This is a genomic window from Micromonospora sp. NPDC023633, from assembly GCF_040640035.1.
Classification (GTDB): domain Bacteria; phylum Actinomycetota; class Actinomycetes; order Mycobacteriales; family Micromonosporaceae; genus Micromonospora.
In genome coordinates this window covers 1-12,120 of record NZ_JBFABB010000096.1, presented here as the reverse complement: position 1 = coordinate 12,120, position 12,120 = coordinate 1, and the positions used below count along the sequence as shown (strand labels likewise).

Annotated in this window: 13 protein-coding genes; 10 read left to right on the top strand and 3 right to left on the bottom strand. The window is 75.0% G+C overall.

The features are described 5' to 3' along the window. Positions 1–89: 89 nt before the first annotated feature. A complete protein-coding gene (locus tag AB0G13_RS25405) occupies positions 90–701 on the top strand; it encodes a helix-turn-helix domain-containing protein (protein WP_357878912.1) in 612 nt (203 codons plus the stop codon). Positions 702–941: 240 nt separating this feature from the next. On the opposite strand, the gene AB0G13_RS25400 is transcribed toward AB0G13_RS25405, so the two are convergent. The 3 genes from AB0G13_RS25400 to AB0G13_RS25390 all read right to left on the bottom strand — a co-directional run bounded on the left by AB0G13_RS25400 (position 942) and on the right by AB0G13_RS25390 (position 3,586). Then, complete coding sequence (locus tag AB0G13_RS25400) at positions 942–2,291, bottom strand: NAD(P)/FAD-dependent oxidoreductase (protein ID WP_357878909.1); 1,350 nt, start codon at positions 2,289–2,291, stop codon at positions 942–944. Positions 2,292–2,305: 14 nt separating this feature from the next. Then, the gene (locus AB0G13_RS25395; protein ID WP_357878906.1) at positions 2,306–2,653 is read right to left on the bottom strand and encodes a TcmI family type II polyketide cyclase; all 348 of its coding nucleotides are present in this window, start codon (positions 2,651–2,653) and stop codon (positions 2,306–2,308) included. A gap of 123 nt (positions 2,654–2,776) precedes the next feature. Further along, positions 2,777–3,586, bottom strand: coding sequence for a BTAD domain-containing putative transcriptional regulator (locus AB0G13_RS25390; protein WP_357878903.1), 810 nt, complete (start codon positions 3,584–3,586; stop codon positions 2,777–2,779). 415 nt (positions 3,587–4,001) lie between these two features. Here AB0G13_RS25390 and AB0G13_RS25385 point away from each other — a divergent pair, with 415 nt between their 5' ends. From AB0G13_RS25385 to AB0G13_RS25345, 9 genes are all read left to right on the top strand, one after another. After that, on the top strand, positions 4,002–4,340 hold the full coding sequence (locus AB0G13_RS25385) for a TcmI family type II polyketide cyclase (protein WP_357878900.1): 339 nt from the start codon (positions 4,002–4,004) through the stop codon (positions 4,338–4,340). Continuing rightward, positions 4,337–6,055: an acetyl-CoA carboxylase carboxyltransferase subunit alpha gene (locus AB0G13_RS25380; protein WP_357878897.1), complete on the top strand. Its 1,719-nt coding sequence runs from the start codon at positions 4,337–4,339 to the stop codon at positions 6,053–6,055. The genes AB0G13_RS25385 and AB0G13_RS25380 overlap by 4 nt, the downstream gene beginning before the upstream one ends. Then, positions 6,052–6,606 carry a biotin/lipoyl-containing protein gene (locus AB0G13_RS25375; protein WP_357878894.1) on the top strand — a complete coding sequence of 185 codons (555 nt, stop codon included), beginning with the start codon at positions 6,052–6,054 and terminating at the stop codon, positions 6,604–6,606. Before AB0G13_RS25380 ends, AB0G13_RS25375 begins: the two co-directional genes overlap by 4 nt. Positions 6,607–6,619: 13 nt before the next feature. Further along, a complete protein-coding gene (locus AB0G13_RS25370; protein WP_357878891.1) occupies positions 6,620–7,999 on the top strand; it encodes an acetyl-CoA carboxylase biotin carboxylase subunit in 1,380 nt (459 codons plus the stop codon). Next, positions 7,996–8,721 (top strand): SRPBCC family protein, encoded by a 726-nt coding sequence (locus tag AB0G13_RS25365; protein ID WP_357878888.1) that lies wholly within the window; start codon positions 7,996–7,998, stop codon positions 8,719–8,721. The genes AB0G13_RS25370 and AB0G13_RS25365 overlap by 4 nt, the downstream gene beginning before the upstream one ends. Continuing rightward, positions 8,714–9,118: a cupin domain-containing protein gene (locus tag AB0G13_RS25360; RefSeq protein WP_357878885.1), complete on the top strand. Its 405-nt coding sequence runs from the start codon at positions 8,714–8,716 to the stop codon at positions 9,116–9,118. The genes AB0G13_RS25365 and AB0G13_RS25360 overlap by 8 nt, the downstream gene beginning before the upstream one ends. 55 nt (positions 9,119–9,173) lie before the next feature. Next, entirely contained in the window at positions 9,174–10,448 is a 1,275-nt protein-coding gene (locus tag AB0G13_RS25355) for a beta-ketoacyl-[acyl-carrier-protein] synthase family protein (RefSeq protein ID WP_357878882.1), read from the top strand. Beyond that, complete coding sequence (locus AB0G13_RS25350; RefSeq protein WP_357878879.1) at positions 10,445–11,692, top strand: beta-ketoacyl synthase N-terminal-like domain-containing protein; 1,248 nt, start codon at positions 10,445–10,447, stop codon at positions 11,690–11,692. The genes AB0G13_RS25355 and AB0G13_RS25350 overlap by 4 nt, the downstream gene beginning before the upstream one ends. Before the next feature lie 83 nt (positions 11,693–11,775). After that, positions 11,776–12,078 (top strand): antibiotic biosynthesis monooxygenase family protein, encoded by a 303-nt coding sequence (locus tag AB0G13_RS25345; RefSeq protein WP_357878944.1) that lies wholly within the window; start codon positions 11,776–11,778, stop codon positions 12,076–12,078. Positions 12,079–12,120: the final 42 nt, after the last annotated feature.

The window sequence follows — 12,120 nt, the reverse complement described above, 5'->3', positions numbered from 1 at the left end:
CTCGTGATGGAACAGGTAGAAGGAACGTTCTATCTGCTAGGCTGGGAACGTACACCGGGCCTCGATCGACCGGCAAGGAGGGGACGTCGATGGGTGACCCAGCTGACTCCCGGCCCGCGACGCGGGGGGCCAGCGGGAGGCCGTCGGCGGCGCGCGAGCGGATCCTGACCGCCGCCGACCGGCTCTTCTACCGGGAGGGCATCCGGGCGGTGGGCGTGGAGAGGGTGATCGCCGAGGCGCAGGTCACCCGCGTCACCTTCTACCGGCACTTCCCCGCCAAGGATGACCTGATCGCTACCTACCTCGCCGTCCGATCACAACGGGAGCGGGAGGCGCTGGCCGAGGTGCGCGCCGCGCTGCCAGGCGACCACGGGGGGGTGCTGCGCGCCATCGTCGACGCTCTCATCGCGGAGAGCCGCTCACCGGGCTTCCGCGGCTGCCCGTACGTGAACGCCGCCGCCGAGTACGCCGACCCCGACCACCCGGTCCGGCACGCCGTCGCCGAGCACCGGGCCTGGTTCACCGGCCAGATGGCCGAGTTGATGACCGAGCTGGGACATCCGGACCCGGACCTGGCCGCCGAGCAGATGATGATGCTCCGCGACGGGGCCATGACCGCCGCGTACCTCGACGACCGCGAGCGCATCGCCGCCGCTCTGGTCGCCGCAGGCCGGGCGGTCGTCGGCTACCGGGAGGAGTGAGAGCGGCCCTCAGCCCGCCGCCAGGTCGCGCAGGCCAGCACCGACGTCCAGTTGGCCTAGTCGTAGTTTCCGGTCCGAGGCCAACGACAACGCTGGTCAACCGGCTGGCGTCGGGCAACCCGGCGGCGACCTTACGGCCGAGCCGAAAGTCCAGCAGCTCCGGCAGCCCGCTCACCGCGTACAGCACCAGTGCCGCTGCTCACCGGTCTTGCAGGGCGGGCTGGTCGTCGCGTCGGACGGTCAGTCCTCCTCGCCCCGGTAGCTGTAGAAGTCGTCAACGAACCGGCGCGCGAGCCGGGGTACCCGGCTGGTGACGCCGAAGTAGCCTCGCGCGCCGAGCAGCGCGAGCCGGCCGACGACCGGCTTGTACATCCGGTCGTCTCCGCTGGTGCCGCTGCGGTTGAGCGAGTCGGCGACCCGGGCGAACCCGTACGGCACCATGGCGGCCTCGTAGTCGGTCACCGCCTGCAGCAGCGTCTTGTCGCCGGTCGCGGCCAGTCGCAGCTGCCGGCAGAGCAGGGCGGCGTCACGCAGGGCGGTGTTGGCGCCCACCCCGCGTCCCGGCGTCATCGTGTGGATGGCGTCGCCGAGCAGGGTGACGGTGCTGCTCTTCCACGGCGGCACCGGCTCGCTGGTGGCCACCTTGATGGGCAGGGCGCTGTCCGGGTCGCCGCGGGCGAGCAGTTCGCGCAGGTGGGGGTGCCAGTTCCGGGTGAGCCGCAGGGCGAGCAGGACCAGGTCCTCGCCGCGCCGCTGCATGACGTCGGGCGGGAACCGGCGGGCCGTGCTCCAGACGACCAGGTTGATGTTGTCGCGGGTGTTGTCGTGGCGCAGCCCCGGCCAGCCGCGCAGCAGTTCGGCGTCGGCGGGGTCGACGCCGGGTTTGAGCGCGCCGTCGCGGTCCCACTTGAACTCCATCACGTGCAGCACGCCCATCATCCCGCCGGTGCCGAAGATCAGCGAGATGCCCTGCGCGATCCGTTCCGGCAGCAGCCCTCGGGTGTACGGGGTCAGGGGGATCCGGGTGGCGATGTTGATGGTGCCGGCGTCGCGGGTGACCGCGTGCGGCAGGTACTGCCGGCGCACCGCCGAGTGCGTGCCGTCCGCGGCGACGAGCAGGTCGCCGGTGGCGGTGCTGCCGTCGGCGAAGTGCGCGGTCACGGTGCCGTCGTCGCGTTGGTCGTACCGGGTGAAGGTCTTGTCGAAGTGGACCACGTCCTCCATGCCGGTGAGCAGGACCTGGCGCAGGGTCATCCGGGCCACGGACCGTTCGGTGTTCACCGGGTCGGTGTCCGGCCGCAGCGTGAACGAGGCCGTGCGCCGCATCCCCTGCGTGATGACGTTGAAGTAGCGGGGGGAGCGGGCGCAGGTGGCGAGGTAGACGTCGAACAGGGCGGGCGGCAGGCACTCGCGCAACGCGCGGCTCCCGGTCGGTCCGATGCCGACCCGGTAGCCGAGCAGTCCCTCGCCGCGGGTGCGGTACCGCTCGTAGACGGCGACGCTGATGCCGGCCCGGCGCAGGCCGTGCGCCAGGCACAGCCCGCCGGTGCCGGCCCCGATGATCAGGACGTGGGGTGGTCTGGACGACATGGCGACCGCCCCGTTCAGCCGGCCGGGTGTGACGACGTCGCGTCGGCGGCGTCCCACCGGTAGAAGCAGCCCGCGATCGCGTCGCGCGGCGAGCGCCAGGTCGGCAGGTACGGCGTGGTGTGCGCGGAGAGCCGCTCGTTGACCTGGCGGTAGAGCGGGTGGTTGCGGGCCTCGGCCAGCGCGTCCGGGGCCACGTCGGCGGTCTCCATCAGGTGTACGTACAGGTCGTGCAGGCAGTACAGGGACCGGTGGCGGACCCCGGTGAGGGCGGGTAGCTCGGTCGCGTCGGACTCGGCGAAGATCTGCGCCACCCGACCCTCCGCGCCCGGGATGATCCTGCTGACGATCAGTAGACGGCTCATGGGACCCCTCTCGCCGGTGGTGCGCCGCGACCATGTCGGAGACCACGGACTGGTGTGCGGCCCACCGTGCCCCGGCGACTGTCACCTGTCCGTCACACGTGCCGCCGCGCCGGTGACGCCGCCTCAGCGGGCGCGGGGCGCGACCCGGGTGGACGGCCCCCGGCGCGGCCCGGCCGGGGTGGCGCGGGTGGCCTCCCGGATCGGCGCGAGGGTGTCGTCGAGCAGGGCGGTCATCGCCGCCGAGGGCTCCAGCCGCAGTTCCCGCAGCAGCAGGTCGCGGTAGACGTAGAAGGCATGCACGGCCTCGAAGGCGTTGCCCTCGGCGAGGTGGATGCGGACCACGAGCCGGTGCGGCGTCTCGCGCAGCGGCTCGGCGGCCATCGCCTCCAGCGCTGCTTCCAGGGCCGCGCCGTGGCGGCCCGCCGACAGGTGCTGGCCGGCCAGTTCCTCCAGCATGTGCAGGCGCAGCTGGCGCAGCCGCTCGCGGTCGGCCAGCACCCAGTCGTCGTACCAGCCGGGGAGCAGGTCGTGCCGGCCGGCGGCGAGCGCGGCGACGGCGCAGGGGTCGTCGCCGTCGCGCACCCGCGCCGCCGTGCCGACGAGCGCGTCGACGTCGACCCGGACGACCGGGGCGAGGGAGATCGTGTCGCCGGAGGTGGTGAACGGGCAGCAGGGGTCCTGGCGCAGCCGCCACAGCGCGGTCCGCAGGGACGACAGCGCGCGGTCCTCCGGCGCGTCGGGCCAGAGCAGGCCGGCCAGGTGGCTGCGGGTGGCGCCGGGGCGCAGCCCGATCAGCGCGATGACCCGTTGCAGGCCGCGCGGCACCACGACCGGCGCGTCGCCGTGCAGCAGTCGGAACCCGCCGAGCAGGTGCAGTGAGATCTCGGCGTCGGGACGGCACGCCGTGGTCGGCGTCGACGGATCAGCGGCCACGGCGGCACCCCCTGCGGAACGCTCGTCCCGACTCGTCTGCTGTCCCCGGCGCGGCTGCCCATGACCCCACTGTCGGATCGCTCCGCCGCGGCACGGCGTCGCGCGCCGCAGCCGCCGGGCTGACCGTGACGAAGATTATCAATTGTGGTCACTCTCGGTCAATATCCTGGGCAGGATGGCGCTTGCCTGTCGGTGTCCACGAGAACCGTTCCCAACTGCGGATAGTCCACTTCGGTGATCGGTGTCGCACAGCGGATGCACAGCTGGCGTCAACGCAGCGTCACGAGAGCTGCGTCGCCGCCCGGTGGTCGCCGGTGACGCCGCCGTGACGCCCGTGGCCGCATCGTGTCGCCAGTCGTCCGGCTCGGCCGGCGCCGTCGTCACGACGCCGGATGCCGTGGAGGGAGGCCCGTCCATGGACCGTTCGCTGATCGTCGCGAAGGTGGTGCCGAGCGCCGAGGCGCGCGTCGCCGAGATCTTCGCCGAGTCCGACGCGACCGAGCTGCCGCGCCTGGTCGGCGTCCGGCACCGGTCGCTCTACCGGCTGGGTGACCTGTACGTGCACCTGCTGGAGACGGAGACGCCGGGCGGGGGAGCGGTCGAGGCGGCCCGGGGGCACCCCGAGTTCGCCCGGGTGAGTGCCCGGCTGCAACCGTACGTGTCGCCGTACCTGCCGACGTGGCGCGAGCCGCGCGACGCGATGGCCCGCTGCTTCTACCGCTTCGACGCCGCACCCGCCGGGCGGTCGTCGTGACCGCCACCGCGCCCCGCGAGGGGCAGCTCTGGTCCCGGTGCGGCGGCTGCGCCACCCTGCTGTACCGCAAGCGGCTGCGGCGCAACCTCGACGTCTGCCCCGAGTGCGGTGCGCACGCCCGCGTCGACGCGCCCGAGCGGCTGCTCCAGCTCGTCGACCCGGGGTCGTTCACCGCCCTGCCCGAACGGCCGGCCGAGGTCGACCCGATCGGCTTCGTCGACCTGCTGCCGTACCCGCACCGGCTCACCGCGGCGCGGGCCGGCACCGGGCTGGCCGAGGCGGTCGTCTGCGGTACCGCCACCGTCGGGCAGCACCCGTGCGCGCTCGCCGTGATGGACTTCCGGTTCCTCGGCGGCAGCCTGGGCTGCGTCGTCGGGGAGCTGATCACCCTGGCGGCCGAGCGGGCCCTGGCCGACGGGGTCCCGCTGGTCCTGGTCACCGCCTCCGGCGGGGCGCGGATGCAGGAGGGCGCCCTGTCGCTGATGCAGATGGCGACGGTCAGCCAGGCGATCGCCGCGCTGCGGGAGGCCGGCCTGCTCACCGTCAGCGTGCTCACCGACCCGACGTACGGGGGCGTGGCCGCCTCGTTCGCCACCAACACCGACGTGGTGCTCGCCGAGAGCGGCGCGCGGATGGGCTTCGCCGGTCCCCGGGTGATCCGGCAGGTGACCGGCCGGGACCTGCCGGAGGGCTTCCAGACCGCCGACTTCCTGCTCCGGCACGGCCAGGTCGACATGGTGGTGCCCCGGCACGCCCTGCGGGGCCGGCTGGTGGCGCTGCTCGCCGCCGCCCGGGCCGGGCGGCGGCCCGCGTCCCGTCCCGGCGTACCCCGGCAGGAACCGTCGCCGCTGGTGGCGCGGCCGGCCGGCGGGGCCGCGACGACGACGGCGGCCCCGGGCGGCGACGCCTGGGAGACGGTACGGCTGGCCCGGCACCCGGGCCGTCCGACCACGCTGGACTACCTGGAGACGGCGTTCGACGGCTTCGTCGAGCTGCACGGCGACCGGCTCGGCGCGGACTGCCCGGCCGTGGTGGGCGGGCTGGCCCGGCTCGACGGCCGGCCCGTCATGGTGATCGGGCACCAGAAGGGACACACCACCGCCGAGCTGGTCGGGCGCAACTTCGGCATGGCCAGTCCGGCGGGGCACCGCAAGGCGCTGCGGCTGGTGCGCCTCGCCGCCCGTCTCGGCCTGCCGGTGGTCACCCTGGTCGACACGCCCGGGGCGGATCCCGGCGTGCGGGCCGAGGAGCAGGGCCAGGCGGCGGCCATCGCGGAGAACATCCTCGCCCTGACCGTGCTGCCCACCCCCGTCGTCGCCGTGATCACCGGCGAGGGTGGCAGCGGTGGCGCGCTGGCCCTCGCGGTGGCCGACCGGGTGCTCATGCTTGAGCACGCCGTCTACTCGGTGATCAGCCCGGAGGGCTGCGCGGCCATCCTCTGGCCGGACCGGGGAGCGGCCCCGCAGGCGGCCCGCGCGCTGCGACTGACCGGCCCCGACCTGTGCCGGCTCGGGATCGTCGACGACCTCGTCCCCGAGCCGGCCCCGGCCGCCCACCACGACCCGCAGGCCGCCGCCCGGGCGTTGCGCGAGGCGGTGCTGGCGCACCTGCTGCCGCTGCTCGACGTGCCGCCCGCCACGCTGGTGCGCCGCCGGCGGCAGCGCTTCCGGCGCTTCGGCGCCGCCCGCCTCGGTGCCCGGGCGGGTGCCCGGTGAGCGCCGGCGGGACCCCGGTCGACGCCCCGCCCTCGGCACCCGACGCGGCTCGGGCATCCGACGCGGCTCGGGCATCCGACGCGGAGACGGCGCCCGGCGTGGAGGCGGGGCACGGGGTGGACGTCGTGCTGGCCGGGCTGCGGCGGCAGGCCCGCCACCTCGCCGCCGAGCTCGCCGGCCCGTTGCGGCGGATACGGCTGCGCAGCGGGGACACGGTGCTGGAGGTGGAGTGGCACGGCGTCGCGCCCGCCGGTGCCGCGCCCGCCGCGGTGAGCCCGGCGCCCCCGCCGGCCGTCGCGTCGCCGCCGGACCGGTACGCCGTGCGGTCGCCCATCGTCGGCACGTTCTACCGCGCGCCGGAGCCGGGCGCCGCGCCCTTCGTCGCCGTCGGCGACCTGGTCCGTCCCGGGCAGGTCATCGGCATCGTCGAGGCGATGAAGCTGATGAACGAGGTGACCGCCGACCGGGGCGGCCGGGTCGCCGAGGTCCTCGCCGCCGACGGCCAGCCGGTCGAGTACGACCAGCCGCTGCTCGCGCTGGATCCGGTCTGAGGGGCGGGCCGCGATGTTCGAGAAGGTGCTGATCGCCAACCGGGGGGAGATCGCCCTGCGGGTGCTGCGTGCCTGCCGCGAGCTGGGCGTGCGTACGGCGGTGGTCTACTCCACGGCGGACGCCGACTCCGCCGCCGTGCGCCTGGCCGACCAGGCCGTGCGGATCGGGCCGCCGGCCAGCCGCCGCAGCTACCTCAACGCCGCCGCGATCGTGGAGGCGGCCCGGCAGGTGGGCGCGCAGGCGGTGCACCCCGGCTACGGGTTCCTCTCGGAGGACGCCGACTTCGCGGAGATCTGCGCCGACAACGGCCTGGTCTTCATCGGCCCGCCGCCGGAGGTGATGTCCGTGCTGGCCGACAAGTCCTCCGCGCGGGCGCTGATGCGCCGGGCCGGGCTGCCCCTGCCGCCGGGCAGCGTCGCGCCGGTGCCCACCGCCGCCGCGGCGGCGGAGGTGGCCGCCGAGGTGGGCTACCCGGTGATCGTCAAGGCGGCGGCCGGCGGTGGGGGCCGGGGCATGACGGTGGTCACCACCCCCGCGGAGCTGCCCCGGGCGTACGCGCGGACCCGGGCCGCCGCCCAGGCGGCCTTCGGCGACGACCGGGTGTACGTGGAGCGGTACCTGACCGGCGCCCGGCACGTGGAGGTGCAGCTGCTGTGCGACTCCCACGGCAACGGCGTGCACCTGGGCACCCGGGACTGTTCGGTGCAGCGCCGGCACCAGAAGCTGGTGGAGGAGGCCCCGGCCCCGGCGCTGTCGGCCGGCACCCTGGAGGCCATCGCGGAGTGCGCCCTGCGCGGCGCCCTGCACGCCGGCTTCACCGGCGCCGGCACCGTGGAGTTCCTCGTCGACCCCGACGAGCGGTTCCACTTCCTGGAGATCAACTGTCGGATCCAGGTCGAGCATCCCGTCACCGAGATGATCACCGGGATCGACCTGGTGCACGAGCAGCTGCACATCGCCGCCGGGGTGCCGCTGCGCTGGCGGCAGGAGGACATCCGGCCGCACGGGGTCGCCATCGAGTGCCGGGTCAACGTGGAGGACCCGGACCGCGGTTTCGCGCCGACGCCCGGCCGGCTGGACCGCTTCGTCCCGCCCGGCGGCCCGTTCACCCGGGTCGACACGCACGGCCACGCCGGCTACCTGTTCGGCCCGCACTACGACTCCCTGCTGGCCAAGGTGGCGGTCTGGGCGCCGGACCGGGAGCTCGCGCTCAACCGGCTGGAACGCGCCCTCGACGAATTCGACATCGCCGGCCCCGGGGTCCGCACCACCATCCCGTTCGTCCGGCGGGTGCTCGACGACGCCGGGTTCCGCAAGGGCCGCTACTCCACCGGCCTGGTCGACCAGTTGCTCGCCGGCCCGCCCGACGCACACCACAGGAGGCTCCGATGACCGTCACCCATGGCCGTCCCCTGACCGCCGAGATCACCGACATCCTGGTAACCAACTGCGGGCTGGACGCCGACGCCGCCGCCCGCGCCCCGGCCGCGTCCCTGGAGGAACTCGGCATGGACTCGCTGGCGCTGCTCGAACTCTCCGCCGTGGTCGCCGACCGGTGGCAGGTGCGGATCCCCGAGCAGGCCGGGCAGCTCAGCATCGCGGGCGTGGCCGAGCTGGTCGCCCGCGGCGCCGAGACGCCCGGGCACACCGAGAACAGCGTCCTCATCGCCGCGCCGCTGCCGCTGGTGTGGGACGTCACCAACGACGTCGCCAACTGGCCGCAGCTGTTCACCGAGTACGCCCGGGCGGACATCCTGCACCGCGACGGCGACACCGTGCGGTTCCGGCTCACCATGCACCCCGACGAGAACGGCACGGTGTGGAGCTGGGTCAGCGAACGCACCGCCGATCCGGCCAACCGGCAGGTCAGCGCCCGGCGGGTGGAGACCGGGCCGTTCGAGTACATGCGCATCCACTGGCGCTACGCCGAGGAGCCCGGCGGCACCCGGATGACGTGGGTGCAGGACTTCGCGATGAAGCCGACCGCGCCGGTGGACGACGCGGGCATGACCGACCGGATCAACGCCAACAGCGCGGTGCAGCTCGCCGTCATCAAGGAGAAGATCGAGCGGCTGGCCGGCGCCGACCCGGCGACGGGAGCCGGCGATGAGTGAGCGCACCCTGCGGCTCGTCGCCGCCGCCGACGTCGTGCCGGACAGCCGCCGCGGCGGCGAGCTGCGGGTGCTGCTCGGCCCGAAGACCGTCGGCAGCACCTCGGGTTTCATGGGGGTGGCGACGCTGCGCCCGGGGGAGCGGATCGCCGAGCACTACCACCCCTACAGCGAGGAGTTCCTCTACGTCGCCCGGGGCACGATCACCGTGGACCTGGACGACGAGCCGGTGCCGCTGACCGCCGGCGAGGCGCTGTTCGTGCCGCGCAACGTGCGGCACCGGCTGCGCAACACCGGCGACGAGCCGGCCGAGGTGGTCTTCCACCTCGGGCCGCTGGCGCCCCGGCCCGAACTCGGCCACGTCGACACCGAGCTGGTCGAACAGCGAGGCGGGTCGTGAGCGCGAGGAGTGAGCCGGGGTTGCGAGCCCCGCAGTCGCGAACCGAGGTGGCGTCGTGACCGGGCGCCGCACGGTGGTGACCGGCGTCGGGGTGGTCGCCCCCGGCGGCGCCAGCCGGGACCGGTTCTGGAAGACGATCACCGAGGGGCGGACGGCGACGCGACGGATCACCTTCTTCGACCCGTCGGCGTTCCGGTCCCAGATCGCCGCCGAGTGCGACTTCGACCCGGTCGCCGCCGGCCTCACCGGGGTCGAGCTGCGGCGCGCCGACCGGTACGTGCAGTTCGCCCTCGCCTGCGCCGCCGAGGCCGTCGCCGACGCCGGCCTGGAGCTCACCGACGCCGAGCGGGACCGCACCGGCGTGGTGCTCGGCACCGCCGTCGGTGGCACCACCGCCCTGGAGCAGGAGTACGTCACGGTCAGCGACACCGGCCGCCGGTGGCTGGTCGACGCCGAACGCGGCGGCCCGTACCTCTACCAGGCGCTCGTGCCCAGCAGCCTCGCCGCGGACGTGGCGTGCCGGCACGGGCTGCACGGCCCCGCGCAGGTGGTCTCCACCGGCTGCACCTCCGGCATCGACGCGATCGGGTACGCCCACCAGCTCATCGCCGACGGCGAGGCCGACATCGTGCTGGCCGGGGCCGCCGACTCGCCGATCTCCCCGGTCACCGTCGCCTCCTTCGACGCGATCAAGGCGACCAGCCCGGACAACGACGACCCGGCGCACGCCTCGCGTCCCTTCGACGCCGACCGGCACGGTTTCGTCCTCGCCGAGGGCGCGGCGGTGCTGGTGCTGGAGGAGGCCGGGCACGCCCGGCGCCGCGGGGCGCACGTCTACTGCGAGGTGGCCGGCTACGCCAGCCGCAGCAACGGCTACCACATGACGGGGCTGCGACCCGACGGGCTGGAGATGGGGCTGGCCATCTCGGCCGCGCTGAGGCAGGGCCGCATCGCCCCCGAGCAGGTCTCCTACATCAGCGCCCACGGCTCGGGCACCCGGCAGAACGACCGGCACGAGACCGCCGCGTTCAAGCGGGCGCTGGGGCAGGCCGCGTACGGGGTGCCGATCAGCTCGATCAAGTCGATGGTCGGGCACTCGCTCGGCGCGATCGGCTCGATCGAGATGGCCGCGTGCGCCCTGGCCGTCGAGTTCGGCGTGGTGCCGCCGACGGCCAACTGGAGCACCCGCGACCCGGAGTGCGACCTGGACTACGTCCCGAACGAGGCGCGGGAGCTGCCCGTCGACGTGGCGCTCTCGGTGGGCAGCGGGTTCGGCGGCTTCCAATCGGCGATGGTGTTCCGCCGGTTGCCCGGGCGGGTGCGCGCGTGACCGCGCGGGCCGTGGTGACCGGCATCGGCGTCGTCGCGCCGAGCGGGATCGGCGTGGACGCGCACTGGCGTACCGTGCTGGCCGGCACCCGCCGCACCGGACCGATCACCCTGTTCGACCCCGCCGGCTACCCCACCCGGTACGGCGGGGAGGTGCCCGGCTTCGACGCCGCCGCGTACGCCGACAACCGTCGGCTGGTGCAGACCGACCGGTGGACGCACCTCGGCTTCGCCGCCACCCGGCTGGCGCTGGCCGACGCCGGCCTGCCCGAGCGGGCCCCCGACCCGTACGGGTACGCGGTGGCCCTGGCCAGTTCCTCCGGTGGGAACCTGTTCGGGCAGCGCGAGCTGCAACGGCTCTGGGGCGGGCCGTCGCGCACGGTGGGGGCGTACCAGTCGATCGCCTGGTTCTACGCGGCCAGCGTCGGCCAGCTCTCCATCCACCACCAGTTCAAGGGGCCGTGCGGGGTGCTGGTCGCCGAGGCGGCCGGCGGGCTGGACAGCCTGGCGCACGCCGCGCGGGCGGTGCGCCGGGGCACGCCGGTGGTGATCGCGGGGGCGACCGAGTGCCCGCTGAGCCCGTACGCCCTGGCCTGCCAGCTGCGCTCCGGGCTGCTCAGCGACGTGTCCGACCCGGAGCGGGCGTACCGGCCGTTCGACGCCGCCGCCAGCGGCTACCTGCCCGCCGAGGGCGGCGCGGTGTTCGTGGTGGAGGAGCTGGGTCACGCGCTGTCCCGGGGCGCCCGCGTGTACGGCGAGGTGACCGGCTGGGGCGCCACCCACGACGCCGTCCACACCGCAGCGGACACGGCCGGCGACCCCGTGCAGTACGCCCGCGCGATGCGGCTGGCCCTGGACCGGGCCGGCGTCGGGGCGGAGACGGTCGACGTGGTGCTGCCCGACGCGCTCGGCGTGCCCCGCTACGACCGCAGCGAGGCCGCCGCGCTGCGCGCCGTCTTCGGCGACCGGCCGCCCCCGGTGAGCACCCAGAAGCCGCTGACCGGCCGCGCCCACCAGGGCGGCTCGGCGCTGGACGTGGCGACCGCACTGCTCGCGTTCGGGCACGACACGCTGCCGGCCTCCGCCGGGCCGGACGAGGTGGCCGAGGGCTGCGAGCTGGGCTTCCTGCGGGAGCACCGGCGACCGCGCAGCCGGCTGGCGCTGGTCTGCGCCCGCGGCTTCGACGGTTTCAACAGTGCGCTGGTCCTGCGCGGGGCCGCGCCGCAGAGGGGAGCGACGCCGTGAGCGAGCAGGTCACCGGTACGACGCCCGGCGGGTCCCGGGTCGGGGCGCAGCGCGGAGCCGGCGCGGGCGGACAGCGGGCGCGGGTGGTCTTCCTGGTGCGGGTGCCGCACGAGCGCACGGAGGCGTTCCTGGCCGCGTACGAGGCGGTCCGGCACCTGGTGGCCGGCGGCGTGCCCGGGCACCTCGTCGACCAGGTCTGCCGTTCGTCGGCCGACCCGGAGCAGTGGCTGATCACCAGCGAGTGGGCGAGCCTGGCCGACTTCGAGGCGTGGGAACGCAGCCCGGAGCACCGGGACCTGGTCCGGCCGATGCGGGAGTGCTTCACCGACGCCCGGTCGCTGCGCTTCCTCATCCACGCCCAGACCCCCGCCGCGGCGCCGGCCTGATCCCGCCCGCCCGGGCTTCGCGGGGCGGGCCGGCGCCACGGC